The following is a 24363-nucleotide window of genomic DNA, read 5'->3' as shown; positions in this document are numbered from 1 at the left end:
GTATGATACGCGCCCCATTTCGTTGCCCGACTGTCCGAGAACACCCCATGCAGCTCTCTTCGCTCACTGCGGTTTCCCCTGTTGACGGCCGCTACGCCGGCAAAACCCAGGCCCTGCGCCCTATTTTCAGCGAATACGGCCTGATCCGTGCTCGTGTTCTGGTTGAAGTGCGCTGGCTCCAGCGCCTGGCCGCTCACCCCGCCATCAGCGAAGTGCCGGCGTTTTCCGCGCAAGCCAACGCCGTGCTCAACACCCTGGCGGAAAACTTCTCCCTGGAGCACGCCGAGCGTGTGAAAGAGATCGAGCGCACCACCAACCACGACGTCAAAGCCATCGAATACCTGCTCAAAGAGCAAGCAGCCAAGCTGCCGGAACTGGCTGCTGTCAGCGAGTTCATCCACTTTGCCTGCACCAGCGAGGACATCAACAACCTGTCCCACGCCCTGATGCTGCGCGAAGGCCGTGATGACGTGATGCTGCCGCTGATGCGCCAGACCGCCAACGCCATCCGCGAACTGGCTATCCGCTTTGCCGACGTGCCAATGCTGTCGCGCACCCACGGTCAGCCGGCCTCGCCGACCACCCTGGGTAAAGAACTGGCCAATGTGGTGTACCGCCTGGAGCGTCAGATCGCTCAAGTTGCGGCCGTGCCGCTGCTGGGCAAGATCAACGGCGCCGTGGGCAACTACAACGCTCACATCTCGGCCTACCCTGAGATCGACTGGGAAGAAAACGCCCGCGCCTTCATCGAAGACGAGCTGGGCCTGGGTTTCAACCCCTACACCACCCAGATCGAACCGCACGACTACATCGCCGAGCTGTTCGACGCCATTGCGCGCTTCAACACCATCCTGATCGACTTCGATCGCGATATCTGGGGCTACATCTCCCTGGGCTACTTCAAGCAGCGCACCATTGCCGGTGAGATCGGTTCGTCGACCATGCCGCACAAGGTCAACCCGATCGACTTCGAAAACTCCGAAGGCAACCTCGGCATCGCCAACGCCCTGTTCCAGCACCTGGCCAGCAAGTTGCCGATCTCCCGCTGGCAGCGCGACCTGACCGACTCCACCGTACTGCGCAACCTCGGCGTGGGCTTTGCCCACAGCGTGATCGCGTACGAAGCCAGCCTCAAAGGCATCAGCAAGCTGGAACTCAACGAGCAGAAAATCGCCGCTGACCTGGATGCCTGCTGGGAAGTGTTGGCCGAGCCGATCCAGACCGTGATGCGCCGCTACAACATCGAAAACCCTTACGAGAAGCTGAAAGAGTTGACGCGCGGCAAGGGCATCAGCCCGCAAGCGCTGCAAACTTTCATCGACGGCCTGGACATGCCAGCCGCCGCCAAGGCCGAGCTGAAACTGCTCACTCCGGCCAACTACATCGGTAACGCTGTAGATCAAGCCAAGCGCATCTGATCATCGCAAGACCCTTTGAGACGCCCGGCCGCGCCGGGCGTTTTTATTCCAGTCTGAAAAGTGCTTTCTTTCAATAGGTTACACATGAATCCTGACATCCCTCTTCAACTTCTGGGCGGCATCACGGCACGGGAATTCCTGCGCGATTACTGGCAGAAAAAACCCCTGCTGATCCGCCAGGCCATCCCTGATTTCGAAAGCCCGATCGACGCCGACGAACTGGCCGGCCTGGCCCTGGAAGAAGAAGTCGAGTCGCGCCTGGTGATCGAACACGGCGAGCGCCCGTGGGAGCTGCGCCGCGGCCCGTTCGCCGAAGACGCCTTCAGCACCCTGCCGGAACGCGAGTGGACCCTGCTGGTACAAGCGGTTGACCAGTTCGTACCGGAAGTCGCCGAGCTGCTGGAGCAGTTCCGCTTCCTGCCGAGCTGGCGTATCGACGATGTGATGATCAGCTTCGCCGCACCCGGCGGCAGCGTGGGTCCGCACTTCGACAACTACGATGTGTTCCTGCTGCAAGCCCAGGGCAAGCGCAACTGGAAAATCGGCCAGATGTGCAACTCCGAAAGCCCGCTGCTGCAACACGCCGACCTGCGCATCCTCGCCGAATTCGAAGAAAGCGCCGAATGGGTGCTGGAGCCGGGCGACATGCTCTACCTGCCGCCGCGCCTGGCGCACTTCGGCATTGCCGAAGACGACTGCATGACCTATTCGGTCGGCTTCCGCGCCCCGAGCGCCGCCGAAGTGCTGACCCACTTCACCGACTTCCTCAGCCAGTACCTGACGGACGAAGAGCGTTACACCGACGCCGACGCCCAGCCGGTCAGCGACCCGCACCAGATCCAGAGCGACGCCCTCGACCGCCTGAAAAGCCTGCTGGCCGAGCACATGAGCGACGAGCGCATGCTGCTGACCTGGTTCGGCCAGTTCATGACCGAGCCGCGCTACCCGGAACTGGTGGCCGGCGAAGAGTTGGGCGAGGAAGACTTCATCAGCACCCTGCAAGACGGCGCCATCCTGGTGCGCAACCCAAGCGCGCGCATGGCCTGGTCGGAAGTGGACGATGACGTGCTGCTGTTCGCCAGTGGCCAGAGCCGTTACCTGCCGGGCAAGCTGCGCGAGTTGCTGAAGCTGGTCTGCGCCGCCGACGCCCTGCACGCCGAAAACCTTGGCCCATGGCTGGCAGACGAAGACGGTCGCGACCTGCTGTGCGAACTGGTCAAGCAAGGAAGCCTGGGGTTTGCCGATGAATAAGATTCACGTAAGTGTCGCAGACTGGCAAAAGGATATCGCTGAGATACGGCGCATTCGTGAAGCGGTATTTATCGCTGAACAATCGGTTCCACCTGAGCTGGAATGGGATGCAGATGACGCTGATGCGGTGCATTTCCTGGCATTCGAAGGCGATTTTCCGATTGGCACCGCGCGCTTGCTGGAAAGCGGCGAGATCGGGCGCGTCTCGGTGCTCAAGGATTGGCGCGGGCTGAAGGTCGGCGACAAACTGATGGAAGCGGTGATTGGGGTGGCCGAAGAACGTGGCCAGGCCAAGCAGTTCCTGAGTGCTCAGGTGTATGCAGCGCCGTTCTATGAGCGGCTGGGTTTCAAGATTGTCAGCGATGAGTTTCTTGAAGTCGGGATTCCGCATGTGGATATGGTGCGCGGAGACTGATCCTAGACCGCGGCGCCTGCATCGCAGGCAAGCCAGCTCCCACACTTGACCGAGTCCTCCCCTTGGAATGCGGTCAAAATGTGGGAGCGGGCTTGCCCGCGATGACTTAATCAGCAACACCCCAAAATGCCCTGCCCTGCCAGGGCATTTTGCCGTCTACGATTCAACAAGCACCCCGCCCGGCCGACAAACTGGCACTATCAAGCCCAACTGACTCGCAGAGATAACGGACATGTCCCTACGCACCCTGCTCACCGCCCTCCTGCTGGCCGTCAGTGCCTCGGCGATGGCCGACACCGAAGTGGTCAACCTCAACAACCGCACCAGCGCCGACCTGCTGCCAGTGGCGCAGAATTTCATCGGCAAGGACGGCACCGTCAGCGCCTACGGCAACCAGCTTATCGTCAACGCGGACCCCGGCAAGATCCAGGACCTGCGTGCCCTGCTCAGTCAATTGGACACGCCGTCCAAGCGCCTGCTGATCACCGTCGACACCAACGAAACCAACCAGCAGGCCAGCGGCGACAGCCAAACCCGCATCATCAGCTACGGCACCACCAGCCGTGACGGCGGCGTGCAGCAGATCCAGGCCAGCGAAGGCGTACCGGCGCTGATCCAGGTTGGCCAAAGCGTGCCGCTCACCAGCACCCAGCAAGACAGCTACGGCCGCCTACAAAACCAAACCCAATACCGCAACGTAACCCAGGGTTTCTACGTGACCGCCAGCGTCACCGGCGACACCGTTCACCTGGCAATCAGTACCAACCGTGACCGCATGAGCCAGGAACGTCCCGATGTAGTGAACGTACAAAGTACCGACACAACTATCAGCGGCCGCCTGGGCGAGTGGATCACCCTGGCCGGCATCAATCGCCAGACCCAGGCCGACAAATCCTCTACAACCCGCAGCTACTCTACTCAGGGGCGCGATGACCTGACTGTGCGGGTCAAGGTCGACACCCTGAACTGAAGCACCAAAAACTGACTGATGAGTCGTATTAGACTAAAGATGTAGTGCCCAAAAAATAGCACTACAAAACATTTGACGATCCAAAAAAGCATGGGCATGATGGCCTCGCTCCCGCTAATCAGGGGCCCTGGCAAGGGCCTTCGGATCGTCGCTCCAAGCTACCCACCTGAGCCGATTCGTGTCTGTACCGCCCACAAGGTGTGTTTGACTTTGGTTGCGACTGGAACGAAGTTGTCCCGAGGGACGGAAGCTAACCAGGTAACCCGGCAACACGCTGATGAACACCCAAGGGCCCACGACGCCTGAAGATTGTTCTTGGTCCGCCTTTACCTACCCGCCCTCTCGCCAATCGTTCATCCCGTCGCCTTCCCCGTCGAACCTGACTTGACCGCCTATGCTTCTGGTCAGCGAGCAGCCATACCCCGCAACGATTGCGCGGCTGGCAAATGGATCTTTCCACCTAGACCTATGCGACGAGGTTTTTCCCCATGGCACTGACACGCGAACAGCAAATTGCAGCCCTCGAAAAAGACTGGGCTGAAAACCCACGCTGGAAAGGCGTGACCCGCGCTTATTCCGCTGCTGACGTCGTCCGCCTGCGTGGCTCGGTTCAACCAGAGCACACCTTTGCAAAACTCGGCGCCGAGAAGCTGTGGAACCTGGTAACCCAAGGTGCCAAGCCATCCTTCCGCCCCGACAAAGATTTCGTCAACTGCATGGGCGCCCTTACTGGCGGCCAGGCAGTGCAACAGGTAAAAGCCGGCATCCAGGCGATCTACCTGTCCGGCTGGCAAGTGGCAGCGGACAACAACTCCGCTGAGTCCATGTACCCCGACCAATCGCTGTACCCAGTGGATTCGGTTCCAACTGTGGTCAAGCGCATCAACAACTCGTTCCGTCGTGCCGACCAGATCCAGTGGAAAGCCGGCAAGAACCCAGGCGACGAAGGCTACATCGACTACTTCGCGCCAATCGTGGCTGACGCTGAAGCCGGTTTCGGCGGCGTACTGAACGCCTACGAGCTGATGAAGAGCATGATCGAGGCAGGCGCTGCCGGCGTTCACTTCGAAGACCAACTGGCTTCCGTGAAAAAATGCGGCCACATGGGCGGCAAAGTATTGGTTCCAACCCAGGAAGCCGTACAGAAGTTGACCGCTGCCCGCTTGGCCGCTGACGTTGCCGGCACGCCGACCATCATCCTGGCCCGCACCGACGCCAACGCAGCAGACCTGCTGACCTCGGACTGCGACCCGTACGACCAGCCATTCGTGACTGGCGAACGCACCCAGGAAGGCTTCTACAAAGTACGCGCCGGTCTCGACCAAGCCATCGCCCGCGGCTTGGCCTACGCGCCGTACGCCGACCTGATCTGGTGCGAAACCGCCAAGCCAGACCTGGACGAAGCCCGCCGTTTCGCCGAAGCGATCAAAAAGGAATACCCGGACCAACTGCTGTCCTACAACTGCTCGCCTTCTTTCAACTGGAAGAAGAACCTGGACGACGCGACCATCGCCAAGTTCCAGCGCGAATTGTCGGCCATGGGCTACAAGCACCAGTTCATCACCCTGGCTGGCATTCACAACATGTGGCACAGCATGTTCAACCTGGCGCACGACTACGCCCGCAACGACATGACTGCCTATGTGAAGCTGCAAGAGCAAGAGTTCGCTGACGCGTCCAAAGGCTACACCTTCGTGGCGCACCAGCAGGAAGTGGGCACCGGCTACTTCGACGACATGACCACCGTGATCCAGGGCGGCTCCTCGTCCGTGACCGCGCTGACCGGTTCGACTGAAGAAGAGCAGTTCCACTAAGCACCGCGTACACGGCCACGGCGGAACCACTAAAGAGCTAACCGCAGTGCCGCACAACAATCACGCCCCGACTGGTTCGGGGCGTTTTTTTATTTCGTGAAAACCTCCCTGACAAAATGAAGATCAAAATGTGGGAGGGGGCTTGCCCCCGATAGGGGCGGGTCAGACAACACATGTGCAAGCTGATCCACTGCCATCGGGGGCAAGCCCCCTCTCACACTAAAAAATTGACAACCCTGGGATTTTGCGCAAAACATTGATCCAGAGCGGTACCCGCCTCACCCGGATCAGTTAAAAGATCCCCGTCAACAACTAAGCCGCATTCAACCAAGTAACGACAACTTCCCGCGCCACACGAGAAACATTCGCTTAAACCCCGCGCAAACAATAGTCATTATCATTTGGACGATGAAAACTTCGTTACAGCTTAAACAAAACACATTTGATCAAATGCCCGCTAATGCCCGTCCCGCAAGGGCTACAGCCCCAAGAAGGTGCACTATGTCCTTATTCCATCGAATAATTTCGCTATAGGAATTTTACTTGCCCGGTGTTTAGCCATAAAATCACCGCGATTGATTGCAGTGCGACATATCGTCACTGCATCGTTACTTTTTTAAGCTCAGAGACCTTTGCTCTCTGTTAAGGACTTCCAGCATGACCGAAGCGACAGGACTCATGGCCCACAACTGGGGCTTTGCCATTTTCCTTCTCGGTGTTGTCGGCCTCTGTGCCTTCATGCTCGGTGTCTCCAGCCTCCTTGGGTCAAAAGCCTGGGGCCGCAGCAAAAATGAACCGTTCGAGTCCGGCATGCTGCCTACAGGTGGCGCCCGCTTGCGGCTCTCAGCCAAATTCTATCTGGTCGCGATGCTGTTCGTGATCTTCGATATCGAAGCCCTCTTTCTCTTTGCCTGGTCTGTGTCCGTCCGCGAAAGCGGCTGGACCGGATTCGTCGAAGCTCTCGTTTTCATAGCAATTCTGTTGGCAGGCCTTGTCTACCTATTCCGAGTGGGCGCCCTTGATTGGGCTCCGGAAGCTCGTCGTAAGCGGCAAGCGAAGCTGAAACAATGAGGCTTTGGCGATGCAATACAATCTCACCAGGATCGACCCGGATGCTCCTAACGATCAGTACCCCATCGGCGAACGGGAAACCGTTTCCGATCCGTTAGAAGATCAAGTCCACAAAAACATCTACATGGGCAAGCTCGAAGACGTGCTGAATGGCGCGGTCAACTGGGGGCGTAAAAACTCCCTGTGGCCGTACAACTTCGGCCTGTCGTGCTGCTATGTAGAAATGACCACCGCCTTCACGGCGCCCCACGACATCGCGCGCTTTGGCGCCGAAGTTATCCGGGCATCGCCGCGCCAGGCGGATTTCATGGTTATCGCCGGCACCTGCTTTATCAAGATGGCGCCGATCATCCAGCGTCTCTACGAGCAAATGCTCGAACCAAAATGGGTTATCTCCATGGGTTCGTGCGCCAACTCTGGCGGCATGTACGACATCTACTCTGTGGTTCAAGGGGTGGACAAGTTCCTGCCCGTGGACGTCTACGTGCCTGGCTGCCCGCCTCGCCCTGAAGCATTCCTGCAAGGCTTGATGCTGTTGCAGGAATCGATTGGCAAGGAGCGTCGCCCGCTTTCCTGGGTCGTCGGCGATCAAGGCGTCTACCGCGCCGAGATGCCTTCGCAAAAGGAAGAGCGCCGCGAACAGCGAATCGCAGTCACCAACCTGCGCAGCCCTGACGAAGTCTGATCCAGTACCGCTTCTTTTATAGAACGAACACCTGGCTTCATTCTTTACGTTGACCGAAAGCGATAAAAAAACCATGACTACAGGCAGCGCTCTGTACATCCCGCCTTATAAGGCAGACGACCAGGATGTGGTCGTCGAACTCAATAACCGTTTTGGCCCTGACGCCTTCACCGCCCAGGCCACACGCACCGGTATGCCGGTGCTGTGGGTGGCGCGTGCCAAGCTCGTCGAAGTCCTGACCTTCCTGCGTAACCTGCCCAAGCCGTACGTCATGCTCTATGACCTGCATGGCGTGGACGAGCGTCTGCGCACCAAGCGTCAGGGCCTGCCGAGCGGCGCCGATTTCACCGTGTTCTACCACCTGATGTCGCTGGAACGTAACAGCGACGTGATGATCAAGGTTGCCCTCTCCGAGAGCGACCTGAGCGTGCCGACCGTCACCGGCATCTGGCCGAACGCCAGCTGGTACGAGCGTGAAGTCTGGGACATGTTCGGTATCGACTTCCCTGGCCACCCGCACCTGACGCGCATCATGATGCCGCCAACGTGGGAAGGTCACCCGCTGCGCAAGGACTTCCCTGCCCGCGCCACCGAATTTGACCCGTTCAGCCTGAACCTGGCCAAGCAGCAACTTGAAGAAGAAGCGGCGCGCTTCCGTCCGGAAGACTGGGGCATGAAGCGCTCCGGCACCAACGAGGACTACATGTTCCTCAACCTGGGCCCGAACCACCCTTCGGCCCACGGCGCCTTCCGTATCATCCTGCAACTGGACGGCGAAGAAATCGTCGACTGCGTGCCAGACATCGGCTACCACCACCGTGGTGCCGAGAAGATGGCCGAGCGCCAGTCATGGCACAGCTTCATCCCGTACACCGACCGTATCGACTACCTCGGCGGCGTGATGAACAACCTGCCATACGTGCTCTCGGTCGAGAAGCTGGCCGGCATCAAGGTGCCAGACCGCGTCGACACCATCCGCATCATGATGGCCGAGTTCTTCCGCATCACCAGCCACTTGCTGTTCCTGGGTACGTATATCCAGGACGTCGGCGCAATGACCCCGGTGTTCTTCACCTTCACCGACCGTCAACGCGCCTACAAGGTCATCGAAGCCGTCACTGGTTTCCGCCTGCACCCGGCCTGGTACCGCATCGGCGGTGTTGCACACGACCTGCCGAACGGCTGGGAGCGCCTGGTTAAAGAGTTCATCGACTGGATGCCCAAGCGTCTGGACGAGTACCAAAAGGCTGCGCTGGATAACAGCATCCTCAAGGGTCGTACCATCGGCGTCGCTCAGTACAACACCAAAGAGGCCCTGGAATGGGGCGTCACCGGTGCTGGCCTGCGCTCCACCGGTTGCGACTTCGACCTGCGTAAAGCGCGCCCGTACTCCGGCTACGAGAACTTCGAGTTCGAAGTGCCGCTGGCGGCCAATGGCGATGCCTACGACCGTTGCATCGTGCGCGTCGAAGAAATGCGCCAGAGCCTGAAGATCATCGAGCAGTGCATGCGCAACATGCCGGCCGGCCCGTACAAGGCGGATCACCCGCTGACCACGCCGCCGCCCAAAGAGCGCACGCTGCAGCACATCGAAACCCTGATCACGCACTTCCTGCAAGTTTCGTGGGGCCCGGTCATGCCGGCCAACGAATCCTTCCAGATGATTGAAGCGACCAAGGGTATCAACAGTTATTACCTGACGAGCGATGGCGGCACCATGAGCTACCGCACCCGGATTCGCACCCCAAGCTTCCCGCACTTGCAGCAGATCCCTTCGGTGATCAAAGGCGAGATGGTCGCGGACTTGATTGCGTACCTGGGTAGTATCGATTTCGTTATGGCCGACGTGGACCGCTAAGCATGAACAGCACGCTTATCCAGACAGACCGTTTCACCTTGAGTGAAACCGAGCGCTCGGCCATCGAGCACGAGCTGCATCACTACGAAGACCCGCGCGCGGCGTCGATCGAAGCCTTGAAGATCGTTCAGAAGGAACGTGGCTGGGTGCCGGACGGCGCCCTCTACGCCATCGGCGAGATCCTCGGCATCCCGGCCAGCGACGTTGAAGGCGTGGCCACGTTCTACAGCCAGATCTTCCGCCAACCGGTTGGCCGCCACATCATTCGCGTGTGCGACAGCATGGTCTGCTACATCGGCGGCCACGAGAAAGTGGTTGACGCGATCCAGACCAAACTGGGCATCGGCCTCGGCCAAACCACCCCGGACGGCCGCTTCACGCTGCTGCCGGTGTGCTGCCTGGGCAACTGCGACAAGGCGCCGGCGTTGATGATCGACGACGACACATTCGGTGACGTGCAGGCAACTGGCGTGACCCAATTGCTTGAGGGCTACCCATGACCCTTACATCTTTCGGCCCGGCCAACCTGATCAAGCGTTCGCCTGAGACCCATCCGCTGACCTGGCGCCTGCGTGACGATGCCGAGCCGGTATGGCTCGACGAATACCAGGCCAAGAACGGTTACGCCGCTGCGCGCAAAGCCTTCGCCGACATGGCCACGGACGACATCGTCCAGACCGTGAAAGACGCAGGCCTTAAAGGCCGCGGCGGTGCAGGCTTCCCCACTGGCGTGAAGTGGGGCCTGATGCCAAAAGACGAATCCATCAACATCCGCTACCTGCTGTGCAACGCGGATGAAATGGAACCCAATACCTGGAAAGACCGCATGCTGATGGAGCAACTGCCCCATCTGCTGATCGAAGGCATGCTGATCAGCGCCCGCGCGTTGAAAACCTACCGTGGCTATATCTTCCTGCGTGGCGAATACACCACCGCCGCCAAGCACCTCAACCGTGCGGTAGAAGAAGCCAAGGCAGCGGGTCTGCTGGGCAAGAACATCCTCGGTTCGGGTTTCGACTTCGAACTGTTCGTGCACACCGGCGCCGGGCGTTATATCTGTGGTGAAGAAACCGCACTGATCAACTCCCTCGAAGGCCGTCGCGCCAACCCGCGTTCCAAGCCGCCCTTCCCTGCCGCCGTTGGCGTGTGGGGCAAGCCGACCTGCGTGAACAACGTCGAGACCCTGTGCAACGTGCCGGCGATCATCGCCGACGGCGTGGACTGGTACAAATCGTTGGCCCGTGAAGGCAGCGAAGACATGGGCACCAAGCTCATGGGCTTCTCCGGCAAGGTCAAGAACCCTGGCCTGTGGGAGCTGCCGTTCGGCGTGACCGCACGCGAGCTGTTCGAGGACTACGCCGGCGGCATGCGCGACGGCTACACCTTGAAAGCCTGGCAGCCAGGCGGTGCCGGTACTGGCTTCCTGCTGCCTGAGCACCTCGACGCACAGATGTATGCCGGCGGCATCGGCAAGGTCGGCACCCGGATGGGTACGGGCCTGGCGATGGCGGTGGACAACACCGTGAACATGGTCTCGCTGCTGCGCAACATGGAGCAGTTCTTTGCCCGTGAATCCTGCGGCTTCTGCACCCCATGCCGCGACGGCCTGCCGTGGAGCGTCAAGCTGCTGATGGCCCTGGAAAAAGGCGAAGGCCGCGAGGGTGACATCGAAACCCTGCTGGGCCTGGTCGGTTTCCTCGGCCCAGGCAAGACCTTCTGTGCTCACGCACCGGGCGCCGTGGAGCCATTGGGCAGCGCCATCAAATACTTCCGCTCGGAGTTCGAAGCCGGCATCGCGCCTACCAGCGCCGCCGTCCCGCCTCTGGCGAGGCCGATCGTAGTCGGCGCGTAACGCTTAAAGAAGCGAAGGGTCCGTGCCCTTCGCTTTCTCATGTGCTGACGCCTTAACGGCTGTGTAGATGCACATGAATAACAAGATTCCATTAGCCACGCCCGCTGACAACGGGCCAACGAAGAACTTTGAACCATGGCCACTATCCACGTAGACGGCAAAGCGCTCGAAGTCGATGGGGCAGACAACCTGTTACAGGCGTGTCTGTCACTCGGTCTCGACATCCCGTATTTCTGCTGGCACCCCGCACTTGGTAGCGTCGGTGCCTGTCGCCAGTGTGCGGTCAAGCAATACACCGACGAAAACGACACCCGTGGTCGTATCGTCATGTCGTGCATGACCCCAGCCACCGACAACACCTGGATCTCCATCGAAGATGAAGAATCCAAGGCGTTCCGCGCCAGCGTTGTCGAATGGCTGATGACCAACCACCCCCACGACTGCCCGGTCTGTGAGGAAGGCGGTCACTGCCACCTGCAAGACATGACGGTGATGACCGGCCACAACGAGCGCCGTTATCGCTTCACCAAGCGTACCCACCAGAACCAGGACCTCGGCCCGTTCATTTCCCACGAGATGAACCGCTGCATCGCCTGCTACCGCTGCGTGCGCTTCTATAAAGACTACGCCGGCGGCACCGACCTGGGCGTATTCGGCGCCCACGACAACGTGTACTTCGGTCGCGTTGAAGACGGCGTGCTCGAAAGCGAGTTCTCCGGCAACCTCACCGAGGTCTGCCCGACCGGTGTGTTCACCGACAAGACTCACTCCGAGCGCTACAACCGTAAGTGGGACATGCAATTCGCACCGAGCATCTGCCATGGCTGCTCCAGCGGTTGCAACATCTCCCCAGGCGAGCGCTACGGCGAACTGCGTCGCATCGAAAACCGCTTCAACGGTTCGGTCAACCAATACTTCCTGTGCGACCGTGGCCGTTTTGGCTATGGCTACGTCAACCGCAAGGACCGCCCGCGCCAGCCACTGGCCGGCGGTGCCAAGCTGAGCCTGGACGACGCGCTGGATAAAGCCGCCGACCTGCTGCGCGGCCGCAATATCGTCGGTATCGGTTCGCCACGCGCCAGCCTCGAAAGCAACTACGCGTTGCGCGAACTGGTCGGGGCCGAGCACTTCTACAGCGGCATCGAAGCCGGTGAGCTGGAGCGAATCCGTCTGGTCCTGCAAGTATTGAACGACAGCCCGCTGCCGGTTCCAAACATGCGCGACATCGAAGACCACGACGCCATTTTCGTGCTCGGTGAAGACCTGACCCAAACCGCTGCCCGCGTAGCCCTGTCCCTGCGCCAGTCGGTCAAAGGCAAGGCCGAAGAGATGGCTGACGCCATGCGCGTACAGCCGTGGCTCGACGCTGCGGTGAAAAACATCGGCCAGCACGCGCTGAACCCGTTGTTTATCGCCAGCCTGGCTGAAACCAAGCTCGACGACATCGCCGAAGAGTGCGTGCACGCCGCACCAGACGACCTGGCTCGCATCGGTTTCGCCGTGGCTCACGCCCTCGACGCCAGCGCCCCTGCCGTCGAAGGCCTGGACACCGAAGCCGTCGAACTGGCCCAGCGTATCGCCGACGCCCTGCTGGCGGCCAAGCGCCCCTTGATCATTGCCGGTACCTCGTTGGGTTCCAAAGCGCTGATCGAAGCCGCGGCCAACATCGCCAAGGCCCTGAAGCTGCGTGACAAGAACGGCTCCATCAGCCTGGTAGTGCCGGAAGCCAACAGCCTTGGCCTGGCCATGCTCGGTGGCGAGTCCCTGGACGCTGGCCTGCAAGCGGTGATCGACGGCAATGCCGACGCCATCGTGGTGCTGGAAAACGACCTGTACACCCGTACGGATTCGGCCAAGGTCGACGCCGCGCTCAACGCCACCAAGGTGCTGATCGTTGCCGACCACCAGACCACCGCCACCAGCGAACGTGCCGACCTGGTGCTGCCAGCCGCCACCTTCGCCGAAGGCGACGGTACTCTGGTGAGCCAGGAAGGCCGCGCTCAGCGTTTCTTCCAGGTGTTCGATCCGAAGTACATGGACGCCAGCATCCTGGTACACGAAGGCTGGCGCTGGCTGCATGCCCTGCGCGCCACCCTGCTGAACCAACCGATCGACTGGACCCAGCTCGACCACGTGACCGCTGCCACCGCCGCCAGCGCGCCGCAACTGGCCCGCATCGTCGACGCTGCGCCATCTGCCGCGTTCCGCATCAAGGGCATGAAACTGGCCCGTGAACCGCTGCGTTACTCCGGTCGTACCGCCATGCGCGCCAATATCAGCGTGCACGAACCGCGTACCCCACAAGACAACGACACCGCGTTTGCCTTCTCCATGGAAGGTTACTCGGGCTCCGCCGAACCGCGTCAGCAGGTGCCATTTGCCTGGTCGCCGGGCTGGAACTCGCCACAAGCCTGGAACAAGTTCCAGGACGAAGTCGGTGGTCACATCCGCGCTGGCGACCCAGGCACCCGCCTGATCGAAAGCACCGGTGATTCGCTGAACTGGTTCGCTGCCGTACCGCGTCCGTTCAACCCGGCCCAGGGCACCTGGCAGGTTGTGCCGTTCTTCCACCTGTTCGGCAGCGAAGAGAACTCTTCCAAAGCCGCGCCGGTGCAAGGGCGCATTCCTGAAGCCTATGTGTCGGTGGCCAAGTCCGAAGCCGATCGCCTGGGCGTCAACGACGGTGCCCTGCTCAGCTTGACCGTAGCCGGCCAGACCCTGCGTCTGCCGCTGCGCATCAATGAAGAGCTCGGCGCTGGCCTGATTGCCTTGCCAAAAGGCATCGCTGGCATTCCAGCGGCGATCTTTGGCAAAACCGTTGACGGTCTGCAGGAGGCAGCGAAATGACTTGGTTCACTCCTGAAGTGATCGATGTGATCATCTCGGTGGTCAAGGCCATCGTGATCCTGTTGGCCGTGGTCGTGGCGGGCGCCCTGCTCAGCTTCGTCGAACGTCGCCTGCTGGGCTGGTGGCAGGACCGTTACGGTCCGAACCGCGTTGGCCCGTTCGGCATGTTCCAGATCGCGGCCGACATGCTCAAAATGTTCTTCAAGGAAGACTGGACCCCTCCGTTTGCCGACAAGGTGATCTTCACCCTGGCACCGGTCGTAGCCATGAGCGCCTTGCTGATCGCCTTCGCGATCATCCCGATCACCCCGACCTGGGGCGTGGCGGACCTGAACATCGGCCTGCTGTTCTTCTTCGCCATGGCCGGTTTGTCGGTCTACGCGGTGCTGTTCGCCGGTTGGGCCAGTAACAACAAGTTCGCCCTGTTGGGCAGCTTGCGGGCTTCGGCCCAGACCGTGTCCTACGAAGTGTTCATGGGCCTGGCGCTGATGGGCATCGTGGTTCAGGTTGGCTCGTTCAACATGCGCGACATCGTTGAGTACCAGGCGCAGAACCTGTGGTTCATCATTCCGCAGTTCTTCGGCTTCTGTACCTTCTTCATCGCTGGCGTGGCCGTGACTCACCGTCACCCCTTCGACCAGCCGGAAGCAGAACAGGAACTGGCCGACGGTTACCACATTGAATATGCCGGCATGAAATGGGGCATGTTCTTCGTCGGTGAATACATCGGCATCATCTTGATCTCGGCCCTGCTGGTCACGCTGTTCTTCGGCGGCTGGCATGGTCCGTTCGGCATCCTGCCGCAGTTGGCGTTCTTCTGGTTCTTCCTCAAGACCGCGTTCTTCATCATGTTGTTTATCCTGCTGCGCGCTTCCATTCCGCGTCCACGATACGACCAGGTGATGGATTTCAGCTGGCGCTTCTGCCTGCCGCTGACCCTGATCAATTTGCTGGTGACGGCTGCCGTTGTGTTGTTGAACACGCCCGCCGGCGCGGTTCAGTGAGGATTTGACCCATGTTCAAATATATTGGCGACATCGTTAAGGGTACCGGTACCCAGTTGCGAAGCCTGGTGATGGTGTTCGGTCACGGCTTTCGCAAACGCGACACCCTGCAATACCCGGAAGAAGCGGTGTACCTGCCGCCGCGTTATCGCGGCCGTATCGTGCTCACCCGCGACCCCGATGGCGAAGAACGCTGCGTAGCCTGCAACCTGTGCGCCGTGGCGTGCCCGGTGGGTTGCATCTCCCTGCAGAAAGCTGAAACCGAAGACGGTCGCTGGTACCCGGACTTCTTCCGCATCAACTTCTCGCGCTGCATTTTCTGCGGCCTCTGCGAGGAAGCTTGCCCGACCACCGCGATCCAGCTCACGCCGGATTTCGAGATGGCCGAGTTCAAACGTCAGGACCTGGTGTACGAGAAAGAAGATCTGCTGATCTCTGGTCCCGGTAAAAACCCTGATTACAACTTCTATCGTGTTGCAGGTATGGCCGTTGCCGGTAAGCCGAAGGGCGCCGCACAAAACGAAGCCGAGCCGATCAACGTGAAGAGCTTGCTGCCTTAAGGAAGAAAGATGGAATTCGCTTTCTATTTCGCGTCCGGTATTGCAGTGGTGTCCACGCTTCGCGTGATCACCAACACCAATCCTGTGCACGCCCTGCTCTACCTGATCATTTCGTTGATCGCCGTGGCCATGACCTTTTTCAGCCTCGGCGCACCGTTCGCCGGTGTGCTGGAAGTGATCGCCTACGCGGGCGCCATCATGGTGCTGTTCGTGTTTGTGGTGATGATGCTCAACCTGGGGCCGGCTTCGGTCGCCCAGGAGCGCGTCTGGCTCAAGCCCGGCATCTGGCTGGGCCCGGTTGTGCTGGCAGCCCTGCTGCTGGGTGAACTGCTGTACGTGCTGTTCGCTCACCAGAGCGGCCAGGCCATCGGCCACACCACCGTAGACGCCAAGGCCGTGGGCATCAGCCTGTTCGGCCCGTACCTGCTGGTGGTCGAACTGGCTTCGATGCTGCTGCTCGCCGCAGCCATCACCGCCTTCCACTTGGGCCGCAACGAAGCCAAGGAGCAATGACGATGCCTGCTATCCCTTTGGAGCATGGTCTGGCGGTCGCCGGCATCCTGTTCTGCCTTGGCCTGGTCGGCCTGATGGTTCGCCGTAACATTCTGTTCGTGTTGATGAGCCTGGAAATCATGATGAACGCCGCAGCACTGGCCTTCATCGTTGCCGGTGCGCGTTGGGGCCAGCCGGATGGACAAGTCATGTTCATCCTGGTGATCAGCCTGGCAGCCGCCGAGGCCAGTATTGGCCTGGCGATCCTGCTGCAACTGTATCGTCGCTTCCACACGCTTGATATCGACGCTGCCAGTGAGATGCGCGGATGAACATGATCTTTCTGACTTTCGTATTTCCCCTGATCGGTTTCCTGCTGCTGTCGTTCTCTCGCGGACGCTGGTCGGAAAACCTCTCTGCCCTGATCGGCGTGGGCTCCATTGGCCTGTCGGCCATCGTGGCCGCCTACGTCATCTGGCAATTCAACGTGGCGCCGCCCGAAGGCGGCCACTACACCCTGGTGCTGTGGCAGTGGATGTCGGTAGAAGGCTTCAAGCCGAACTTCGCCCTCTACGTCGACGGCCTGTCGATCACCATGCTGGGCGTGGTGGTGGGTGTAGGCTTTTTGATCCACTTGTTCGCGTCCTGGTACATGCGCGGTGAAGCCGGTTACTCGCGCTTCTTCTCGTACACCAACCTGTTTATCGCCAGCATGCTGTTCCTGGTGCTGGGCGATAACCTGTTGTTCCTGTACTTCGGCTGGGAAGGCGTGGGCCTGTGCTCGTACCTGTTGATCGGTTTCTACTACAGCAACCGCAACAACGGTAACGCAGCTCTTAAAGCCTTCATCGTGACCCGTATCGGTGACGTGTTCATGGCCATCGGCCTGTTTATCCTGTTCCAACAGGTGGGCACGCTGAACATCCAGGAACTGCTGGTGCTGGCACCGCAGAAGTTCCAGGTTGGCGACTTCTGGATCACGTTGGCGACCCTGATGCTGCTGGGCGGCGCCGTGGGTAAATCCGCGCAACTGCCGCTGCAAACCTGGCTGGCGGACGCGATGGCCGGCCCTACCCCGGTTTCGGCACTGATTCACGCGGCAACCATGGTAACCGCCGGTGTCTACCTGATCGCCCGTACCCACGGCCTGTTCACCCTGGCGCCGGACATCCTGCACCTTGTCGGCATCGTCGGCGGCGTGACTCTGGTGCTGGCCGGTTTTGCTGCCCTGGTACAGACCGACATCAAGCGTATCCTCGCCTACTCGACCATGAGCCAGATCGGCTACATGTTCCTGGCCCTGGGCGTTGGTGCCTGGGACGCGGCAATCTTCCACCTGATGACCCACGCCTTCTTCAAGGCCCTGCTGTTCCTTGCCTCCGGTGCGGTGATCGTTGCCTGCCATCACGAGCAGAACATCTTCAAGATGGGCGGCCTGTGGAAGAAACTGCCACTGGCCTACGCCAGCTTCATCGTCGGTGGTGCCGCGCTCGCAGCCCTGCCACTGGTGACCGCCGGTTTCTACTCGAAAGACGAAATCCTCTGGGAAGCCTTTGCCAGCGGTAACCAGAACCTGCTGTACGCAGGCCTGGTGGGTGCGTTCATGACCTCGCTGTACACCTTCCGCCTGATCTTCATCACGTTCCACGGTGAAGCCAAGACCGAAGCCCACGCAGGCCACGGCATCTCCCACTGGTTGCCTTTGTCGGTACTGATCGTGCTGTCGACCTTCATCGGCGCCATGATCACTCCACCGTTGGCCGGTGTACTGCCGGAAAGCGCCGGCCATGCCGGCGGCGCTGCCAAGCACAGCCTGGAAATCGCCTCGGGCGCCATCGCCATCGCCGGTATCCTGTTGGCCGCGCTGCTGTTCCTCGGCAAGCGTCGCTTCGTGACGGGCGTTGCCAACAGTGGCATTGGCCGCTTCCTGTCGGCCTGGTGGTTCGCTGCCTGGGGCTTCGACTGGATCTACGACAAACTGTTCGTCAAGCCTTACCTGGCCATCAGCCATGTACTGCGCAAAGACCCGCTCGACCAGACCATCGGTTTGATCCCGCGCGCCGCCAAGGCCGGTCACACCGCCCTGAGCCGCAGCGAGACCGGTCAACTGCGTTGGTATGCCGCGTCCATGGCCGCCGGTGCGGTTCTGGTGATCGGCGCCATCGTTGTGGTAGCGGTCTGATTATGAACTTTGCCAACTTTGCGAACTTGCGAAAGGAAACGAGCCTGTCATGATTCTGCCCTGGCTAATCCTGATCCCCTTTATCGGCGGCCTGCTCTGCTGGATGGGTGAGCGCTTCGGCGCCACCCTCCCCCGCTGGATTGCGTTGCTGACCATGTCCCTGGAACTCGCACTCGGCCTCTGGCTGTGGGCCCATGGCGACTATTCATTTGCTCCGGCACCGGGTGTCGATCCAACGTTCGCGCTTGAATTCAAGCACGTGTGGATCCAGCGCTTCGGCATCAACGTGCACCTGGCCCTCGACGGCCTGTCACTGTTGATGATCCTGCTGACCGGCTTGCTGGGTATCCTCTCGGTACTTTGCTCCTGGAAAGAGATTCAGCGTCACGTGGGCTTCTTCCACCTGAACCTGATGTGGATTTTGGGCGGCGTTGTCGGCGTGTTCCTGGCGCTGGACCTGTTCATGTTCTTCTTCTTCTGGGAAATGATGCTGGTGCCGATGTACTTCCTCATCGCGCTCTGGGGTCACAGTTCTTCGGACGGCAAGAAAACCCGGATCTACGCGGCGACCAAGTTCTTCATCTTCACCCAGGCTTCCGGCCTGATCATGTTGGTGGCGATCCTGGGTCTGGTACTGGTCAACTTCAACACCACCGGCGTGATCACCTTCAACTACGCCGACCTGTTGAAAACCAAGATGTCCCTGACCACCGAGTACATCCTGATGCTGGGCTTCTTCATCGCGTTTGCGGTGAAGCTGCCGGTGGTGCCGTTCCACTCCTGGCTGCCGGATGCTCACGCACAGGCGCCGACCGCAGGTTCCGTTGACCTGGCCGGTATCCTGCTGAAAACCGCTGCCTACGGCCTGCTGCGTTTCGCCCTGCCGCTGTTCCCGAATGCCTCGGCCGAGTTCGCGCCGATCGCCATGACCCTGGGTCTGATCGGGATCTTCTACGGTGCGTTCCTGGCGTTCGCCCAAACCGACATCAAGCGTCTGATTGCCTTCTCGTCCGTTTCCCACATGGGTTTCGTACTGATCGGCATCTACTCCGGCAGCCAACTGGCGCTGCAAGGCGCGGTGATCCAGATGTTGGCCCACGGTGTTTCGGCCGCTGCCCTCTTTATCCTGAGTGGCCAGCTGTACGAGCGCCTGCATACCCGTGACATGCGTGAGATGGGTGGCGTGTGGTCGCGCATCGCGTACCTGCCGGCGATCAGCCTGTTCTTCGCCGCCGCATCCTTGGGCTTGCCGGGTACCGGTAACTTCATCGGCGAGTTCCTGATCCTCATGGGTGCCTTCGTGCAAACCCCGTGGATCAGCGCCATTGCGACTTCCGGCCTGGTATTCGGTTCGGTCTACTCGCTGATCATGATCCACCGCGCCTACTTCGGCCCGGCCAAGTCCGACACCGTCCTGCAAGGGATGGATGCTCGCGAACTGATCATGGTGCTCGGCCTTGCGGTACTGCTGATCTACATCGGCGTGTACCCGCAACCGTTCCTGGACACTTCTGCCGCGACGATGCATGGCGTGCAGCAGTGGTTCGGCACCGCCTTCTCTCAACTCGCTTCGGCCCGGTAAGAGCGCTATGGAATTCACGATCCAACACTTTATCGCGCTTGCGCCGCTGCTGATCACCAGCCTCACCGTTGTCGCGGTGATGCTGGCCATCGCCTGGCGCCGCAATCACTCGCAAACGTTCCTGCTGTCGTGTGCCGGGTTGAACCTGGCCCTGCTGTCGATCATCCCGGCCCTCAAGGTCGCGCCATTGGCAGTTACGCCGTTGATGATGGTCGATGACTTCGCGCTGCTGTACATCGCGTTGATCCTGGTCGCCACACTGGCCTGCGTCACCCTCGCCCACGCCTACCTCGGCGAAGGCGGCACCGGCTACCCAGGCAACCGCGAAGAGCTGTACCTGCTGATCCTGCTGGCTGCGGCTGGCGGTATCGTGCTGGTCAGCGCGCAGCACCTGGCGGGCTTGTTCATCGGCCTGGAACTGCTGTCGATCCCGACCTATGGCCTGGTGGCCTACGCCTTCTTCAACAAGCGCTCCCTGGAAGCCGGCATCAAGTACATGGTGCTGTCGGCAGCAGGTTCTGCGTTCCTGTTGTTCGGCATGGCCCTGCTCTACGCCGAAGCCGGCAGCCTGAGCTTCACCGGTATCGGCCACGCCCTGGCTACCACCAACAGCCCAGCGCCAATTGCCCAACTGGGCCTGGCGATGATGCTGATCGGCCTGGCGTTCAAGCTGTCGTTGGTGCCGTTCCACCTGTGGACCCCAGACGTGTACGAAGGCGCCCCGGCGCCGGTGGCTGCGTTCCTGGCCACTGCGTCGAAGGTTGCTGTGTTTGCGGTGATGGTGCGTCTGTTCCAGATCTCGCCTGTCGCCAACACCGGCGTGCTGAGCAACGTACTGACCGTGATCGCCATTGCGTCGATCCTGTTCGGTAACCTGCTGGCCCTGACCCAGAACAACCTCAAGCGTCTGCTGGGTTACTCCTCCATCGCGCACTTCGGCTACCTGCTGATCGCCCTGGTGGCGAGCAAAGGCCTGGCCGTGGAAGCGATGGGTGTGTACTTGGTCACCTACGTGATCACCAGCCTCGGCGCATTCGGCGTGATCACGCTGATGTCCTCGCCGTTCAAAGGCCGTGACGCCGATGCCCTGTACGAATACCGCGGCCTGTTCTGGCGCCGTCCGTACCTGACCGCCGTACTCACCGTAATGATGCTGTCACTGGCCGGCATTCCGCTGACCGCAGGCTTTATCGGCAAGTTCTACATCGTGGCTACCGGTGTTGAAGCACACGAATGGTGGTTGGTGGCCTCCCTGGTGCTGGGCAGCGCCATCGGCGTGTTCTACTACCTGCGCGTGATGGTGACACTGTACCTGATCGAGCCAAACCTGCGCCGTGTGGATGCCGAGCTGCATTGGGAACAGAAGGCAGGCGGCGTGATGCTGCTGGCCATCGCCCTGCTCGCGTTCTTCCTGGGCGTGTACCCGCAACCGTTGCTGACCCTGGTGCAGCATGCGGTGTTGGGCGTTTGATCGCTTAGTGTGATGCGGTAAACAAAACGGCGCCTTAGGGCGCCGTTTTGCATTCTGATGCTTTGGTTTTAGAGGGTTTCGCCCATGGGCGTGCGCCAATGGCGCAGCGATTCGCAGAGGGACAACTCGCGGTGATATCTCCCCGCTCACGTGCTGAAAAGGGCCACCTGGCCACTGCGTCAGCCCGTGGTAGCGTGCCTCGACCTACGGCATTGGCCCGTGAGTTCTCTGGAGATTCACCAAAACATGGATACCCTCGCCCCCACCTATACCGCACTGTTCAATGAACAGTGGTCGCTTTTATGTTCACCGGACTCGATGGCTGCCGTCGATTCTCCTGTCGCGTATTTGCAGGCACTGCATGCGTTTGCGCTGACACTGGAATCGACCGGTACAGGAAGCGCACCGAAGATCCAGCTGGAAGCCCGCCGCCCGGATCTCACCACATTGAAGATTGACGGGCACAGCCTCACCGCCCTCGTCCCCCAACTCTCAATCGTAAACACGATGCTCGCCGACAAACTGGATACCTTCCTGAAAGTCACAGCGGGAAAGTACCGCGGGCAGCCCCTGCACAAGGTACTCAGCCAACGGCGTTACCCGTTCCTCTTGCCCTTTGACCGAGCCCATCAGGAATGTGTGCTGGGTTTGTCGTCAACCGGCAAACCGCAACTGGGCGAAATCAGCTACCTCATCAGCATCCAGCTGCCGCTTAATCAACGGGCGGAAAACACTTACGGCGCCCCTATCCAATCCGCGTATGAAGCGCAGCGCCTGTTGTCCGGCGTGAGCCCGGCCCTGCAAGAATTGCTGACTGAAGCCTTTTTGATAGCCCCCACGAATGTTAAGCAGCGGGACTTCCTTACCGACCATTACGGCTCGAACGAAACAGCACTGCTATCCCTTGAGACGTGGCTGCAACGTACAGAATTATCTGCAGATCAAACCGAAGCACTGCTGGCCTGCGGCCGATACCTACCGCAGCTTTCGCCCAATGTCTCACCCGCGGCCCTGCCGCCGGAACCTCTCAAACTTCAGGCCGGCGCGGCCTACGTCAATGGGCCGATAACCACCGACCTCGATACCACAACGCCGCTTGAGGTAACGGCCAATGCCCCGGCACGCCTTGTGAACACTTCGTTTAATCGCTTCGAGCGCCTGCACCGGATGATCCGTCTACAGCGCGTGATGCAAGTGCCCTTCGACATACTCGACACGCTACTCGTGAGCGCCATGCAGTGCGAGCCCACCGCCAATCCAAGCGCACTTATCAACGGTAATTCCCTGCGTGTACTGGGCGTCTTTCGCTACCTCAATCACCACCACCAACTGCAAGCCGAAGAGTTTGCAGCGATTTTTCACGATATCCCGGTAAGGGCGCCGCGCACGCGCAAAACGCTGTTCGACCAGGTGTTCGATCACACGCCGTTGCCGGGTCTTCCCGTGCGCATGGATCAGCTGGAACTGCGCCTCGACCAACCCTTACCCGACAGCCTCCGGTATGGGTTGTGCACGTGCCTGGGTCTGAGGGATACCCCCGACTCTTTGCTCTGGCTCATTGGCCAGGCTCGAGAGTATCTGCCTGCTCCTCACCACACACTGACCGTGCTGTCCGCCTTGTATCGACAGACTCGCATTGCAGCGCTGTTTGGCCTGTCGGTGATGGACAGCTACCACCTCGCACACCTGCTGGGTGGCAAGCGTTTCTGCAAGTATTTGGTTGCGCCTTTCCTGCATGGATCAGGCGACAGCGACCCTTGCGACCTGTTGGACATGCTCATGCAGATGGACTGGCTGGTGGGCTGGCTACGGCGCCGAGGTCAATCTGTCACCGATTTGCACCGCCTGTTGATTATCAACCACAACTTACAACCTCCTGCAGTGCAGGCGCACCTCAATCTTCTTGAGGAACTGACAAACCTCACCCGACACGGGTTGCTCAAACAACAGGACATCGACGACCTCCAGCTGCCGCAACCACTCGCCGGCACAGGCAAGCTGCCTATCCAATGGCATGCCGTGATCGTGCAGGGTTTTCTGCACAACAACCCCCTGCTTCCCCGGCGAGCCCCAAAAGCGTTACCCAAACACCTGATTGATTTCGTCGACAACCAAATGTTCGACAGTGACGCGACACGCAACACAATCCTGCAGACCGACATCAAGGCCGCACTCTCCAAGAAGCTCGCCGAGTTTTACCTGCAGGTGCTGCCGCTTAAAGAAAAAATAGATGCGTTCTTCGGCGCGGCCTTGCACGCCTCCTACGATCCAACCCTAATCAGTCAATCGCTCAAACACATTGCCCGTCAGACCGCCCGTGCCGCCAGTGCTACGTCCAGCACCGAAGTGCTCAAGCACCTGTTGTTGATGCTGCCCGACGCAGAAACGCTCCTTGGGCTGCCCGTCAGCCGTGAGGTGCTGCATACCTTCCTGCTTCATCCGCAATGGTTGAGCAGAGACTACGCTCCCGGCGCAATGCTCAAATTGACACTCTCCACGGTGTATCTGCTTCAGCGCTTTGCGCAATGCCTGGATACCTACGGACTCTCCCAGGAAACATTGCTGACTTACCTGCAACACGCCAACTCTCCCGCCCCTGCAGACACCCCATCACACACTCGCCTCGCCTCGCTGCTCGACTGGACCTCCGGCGAAATCAATAGCCTGGTGGGTCGCCTGCCCGGCAAGCGAGTGCTCACCCTGGCGGACCTGGACTGGATCATTCGCTGTCGAGAAATAGCCAAGCGCACCGGGCTGTCAGCCGACGTATTGCTCAAGGCCGTCAACCTGAACTCGGACTTCACGACGCAAGATTGGGCACAGACGGGCGCCGCCCTTGTCGCCGCCGCGCAATAACCCACGCCCCTTTATTCCCGGCTCAAGGAATGACC

19 protein-coding genes are annotated in these 24363 nt (G+C 60.2%); all 19 read left to right on the top strand.

All coding sequences use genetic code 11. The features are described from left to right. Positions 1–47: 47 nt before the first annotated feature. The 19 genes from purB to ICY20_RS21495 all read left to right on the top strand — a co-directional run bounded on the left by purB (position 48) and on the right by ICY20_RS21495 (position 24328). Positions 48–1418, top strand: coding sequence for an adenylosuccinate lyase (gene purB / locus ICY20_RS21585; protein ID WP_159957761.1), 1371 nt, complete (start codon positions 48–50; stop codon positions 1416–1418). An 84-nt stretch (positions 1419–1502) separates the two neighbouring features. After that, positions 1503–2669 (top strand): ribosomal protein uL16 3-hydroxylase, encoded by a 1167-nt coding sequence (locus tag ICY20_RS21580; protein ID WP_159957763.1) that lies wholly within the window; start codon positions 1503–1505, stop codon positions 2667–2669. Next, a complete protein-coding gene (locus ICY20_RS21575) occupies positions 2662–3084 on the top strand; it encodes a GNAT family N-acetyltransferase (RefSeq protein ID WP_194938554.1) in 423 nt (140 codons plus the stop codon). Before ICY20_RS21580 ends, ICY20_RS21575 begins: the two co-directional genes overlap by 8 nt. Before the next feature lie 232 nt (positions 3085–3316). Next, positions 3317–4054 carry a secretin N-terminal domain-containing protein gene (locus ICY20_RS21570; RefSeq protein ID WP_159957767.1) on the top strand — a complete coding sequence of 246 codons (738 nt, stop codon included), beginning with the start codon at positions 3317–3319 and terminating at the stop codon, positions 4052–4054. 488 nt (positions 4055–4542) lie between these two features. After that, on the top strand, positions 4543–5868 hold the full coding sequence (gene aceA, locus ICY20_RS21565; protein ID WP_159957769.1) for an isocitrate lyase: 1326 nt from the start codon (positions 4543–4545) through the stop codon (positions 5866–5868). A gap of 657 nt (positions 5869–6525) precedes the next feature. Next, positions 6526–6939: an NADH-quinone oxidoreductase subunit A gene (locus ICY20_RS21560; protein WP_003219575.1), complete on the top strand. Its 414-nt coding sequence runs from the start codon at positions 6526–6528 to the stop codon at positions 6937–6939. A gap of 10 nt (positions 6940–6949) precedes the next feature. Then, positions 6950–7624: a NuoB/complex I 20 kDa subunit family protein gene (locus tag ICY20_RS21555; protein WP_194938553.1), complete on the top strand. Its 675-nt coding sequence runs from the start codon at positions 6950–6952 to the stop codon at positions 7622–7624. A 73-nt stretch (positions 7625–7697) separates the two neighbouring features. After that, the gene (gene nuoC / locus ICY20_RS21550) at positions 7698–9482 is read left to right on the top strand and encodes an NADH-quinone oxidoreductase subunit C/D (protein ID WP_159957771.1); all 1785 of its coding nucleotides are present in this window, start codon (positions 7698–7700) and stop codon (positions 9480–9482) included. Positions 9483–9484: 2 nt separating this feature from the next. Continuing rightward, positions 9485–9982, top strand: coding sequence for an NADH-quinone oxidoreductase subunit NuoE (gene nuoE / locus ICY20_RS21545; protein ID WP_033896837.1), 498 nt, complete (start codon positions 9485–9487; stop codon positions 9980–9982). Next, entirely contained in the window at positions 9979–11334 is a 1356-nt protein-coding gene (nuoF, locus tag ICY20_RS21540; protein ID WP_194938552.1) for an NADH-quinone oxidoreductase subunit NuoF, read from the top strand. The genes nuoE and nuoF overlap by 4 nt, the downstream gene beginning before the upstream one ends. 135 nt (positions 11335–11469) lie before the next feature. After that, positions 11470–14181: an NADH-quinone oxidoreductase subunit NuoG gene (nuoG, locus tag ICY20_RS21535; protein ID WP_194938551.1), complete on the top strand. Its 2712-nt coding sequence runs from the start codon at positions 11470–11472 to the stop codon at positions 14179–14181. After that, positions 14178–15185: an NADH-quinone oxidoreductase subunit NuoH gene (gene nuoH / locus ICY20_RS21530; protein WP_017737147.1), complete on the top strand. Its 1008-nt coding sequence runs from the start codon at positions 14178–14180 to the stop codon at positions 15183–15185. The genes nuoG and nuoH overlap by 4 nt, the downstream gene beginning before the upstream one ends. Positions 15186–15196: 11 nt before the next feature. Next, positions 15197–15745, top strand: a complete 549-nt coding sequence (nuoI, locus tag ICY20_RS21525) for an NADH-quinone oxidoreductase subunit NuoI (protein ID WP_003174725.1) — start codon at positions 15197–15199, stop codon at positions 15743–15745. Positions 15746–15754: 9 nt separating this feature from the next. Further along, positions 15755–16258, top strand: a complete 504-nt coding sequence (gene nuoJ, locus ICY20_RS21520) for an NADH-quinone oxidoreductase subunit J (RefSeq protein WP_003174726.1) — start codon at positions 15755–15757, stop codon at positions 16256–16258. Positions 16259–16260: 2 nt separating this feature from the next. After that, entirely contained in the window at positions 16261–16569 is a 309-nt protein-coding gene (gene nuoK / locus ICY20_RS21515) for an NADH-quinone oxidoreductase subunit NuoK (RefSeq protein WP_003174727.1), read from the top strand. Beyond that, entirely contained in the window at positions 16566–18419 is a 1854-nt protein-coding gene (gene nuoL, locus ICY20_RS21510) for an NADH-quinone oxidoreductase subunit L (RefSeq protein WP_159957777.1), read from the top strand. The genes nuoK and nuoL overlap by 4 nt, the downstream gene beginning before the upstream one ends. A 49-nt stretch (positions 18420–18468) precedes the next feature. Next, positions 18469–20001 (top strand): NADH-quinone oxidoreductase subunit M, encoded by a 1533-nt coding sequence (gene nuoM, locus ICY20_RS21505; protein WP_017737145.1) that lies wholly within the window; start codon positions 18469–18471, stop codon positions 19999–20001. A 7-nt stretch (positions 20002–20008) separates the two neighbouring features. Then, positions 20009–21472, top strand: a complete 1464-nt coding sequence (nuoN, locus tag ICY20_RS21500; protein WP_159957779.1) for an NADH-quinone oxidoreductase subunit NuoN — start codon at positions 20009–20011, stop codon at positions 21470–21472. Between the two features lie 246 nt (positions 21473–21718). Continuing rightward, positions 21719–24328 carry a Tc toxin subunit A gene (locus tag ICY20_RS21495; protein WP_194938550.1) on the top strand — a complete coding sequence of 870 codons (2610 nt, stop codon included), beginning with the start codon at positions 21719–21721 and terminating at the stop codon, positions 24326–24328. Positions 24329–24363 lie beyond the last annotated feature (35 nt).

Source organism: Pseudomonas pisciculturae (genome assembly GCF_015461805.1).
Classification (GTDB): Bacteria; Pseudomonadota; Gammaproteobacteria; order Pseudomonadales; family Pseudomonadaceae; genus Aquipseudomonas; species Aquipseudomonas pisciculturae.
This window is presented reverse-complemented; position numbering and strand designations above follow the sequence as displayed.

Excerpts from the sequence above, each read along its gene's own strand:
- purB (WP_159957761.1), top strand. The coding sequence starts at position 48 with ATGCAGCTCTCTTCGCTCACTGCGGTTTCCCCTGTTGACGGCCGCTAC.
- ICY20_RS21580 (WP_159957763.1), top strand. The coding sequence starts at position 1,503 with ATGAATCCTGACATCCCTCTTCAACTTCTGGGCGGCATCACGGCACGG.
- ICY20_RS21575 (WP_194938554.1), top strand. The coding sequence starts at position 2,662 with ATGAATAAGATTCACGTAAGTGTCGCAGACTGGCAAAAGGATATCGCT.
- ICY20_RS21570 (WP_159957767.1), top strand. The coding sequence starts at position 3,317 with ATGTCCCTACGCACCCTGCTCACCGCCCTCCTGCTGGCCGTCAGTGCC.
- aceA (WP_159957769.1), top strand. The coding sequence starts at position 4,543 with ATGGCACTGACACGCGAACAGCAAATTGCAGCCCTCGAAAAAGACTGG.
- ICY20_RS21560 (WP_003219575.1), top strand. The coding sequence starts at position 6,526 with ATGACCGAAGCGACAGGACTCATGGCCCACAACTGGGGCTTTGCCATT.
- ICY20_RS21555 (WP_194938553.1), top strand. The coding sequence starts at position 6,950 with ATGCAATACAATCTCACCAGGATCGACCCGGATGCTCCTAACGATCAG.
- nuoC (WP_159957771.1), top strand. The coding sequence starts at position 7,698 with ATGACTACAGGCAGCGCTCTGTACATCCCGCCTTATAAGGCAGACGAC.
- nuoE (WP_033896837.1), top strand. The coding sequence starts at position 9,485 with ATGAACAGCACGCTTATCCAGACAGACCGTTTCACCTTGAGTGAAACC.
- nuoF (WP_194938552.1), top strand. The coding sequence starts at position 9,979 with ATGACCCTTACATCTTTCGGCCCGGCCAACCTGATCAAGCGTTCGCCT.
- nuoG (WP_194938551.1), top strand. The coding sequence starts at position 11,470 with ATGGCCACTATCCACGTAGACGGCAAAGCGCTCGAAGTCGATGGGGCA.
- nuoH (WP_017737147.1), top strand. The coding sequence starts at position 14,178 with ATGACTTGGTTCACTCCTGAAGTGATCGATGTGATCATCTCGGTGGTC.
- nuoI (WP_003174725.1), top strand. The coding sequence starts at position 15,197 with ATGTTCAAATATATTGGCGACATCGTTAAGGGTACCGGTACCCAGTTG.
- nuoJ (WP_003174726.1), top strand. The coding sequence starts at position 15,755 with ATGGAATTCGCTTTCTATTTCGCGTCCGGTATTGCAGTGGTGTCCACG.
- nuoK (WP_003174727.1), top strand. The coding sequence starts at position 16,261 with ATGCCTGCTATCCCTTTGGAGCATGGTCTGGCGGTCGCCGGCATCCTG.
- nuoL (WP_159957777.1), top strand. The coding sequence starts at position 16,566 with ATGAACATGATCTTTCTGACTTTCGTATTTCCCCTGATCGGTTTCCTG.
- nuoM (WP_017737145.1), top strand. The coding sequence starts at position 18,469 with ATGATTCTGCCCTGGCTAATCCTGATCCCCTTTATCGGCGGCCTGCTC.
- nuoN (WP_159957779.1), top strand. The coding sequence starts at position 20,009 with ATGGAATTCACGATCCAACACTTTATCGCGCTTGCGCCGCTGCTGATC.
- ICY20_RS21495 (WP_194938550.1), top strand. The coding sequence starts at position 21,719 with ATGGATACCCTCGCCCCCACCTATACCGCACTGTTCAATGAACAGTGG.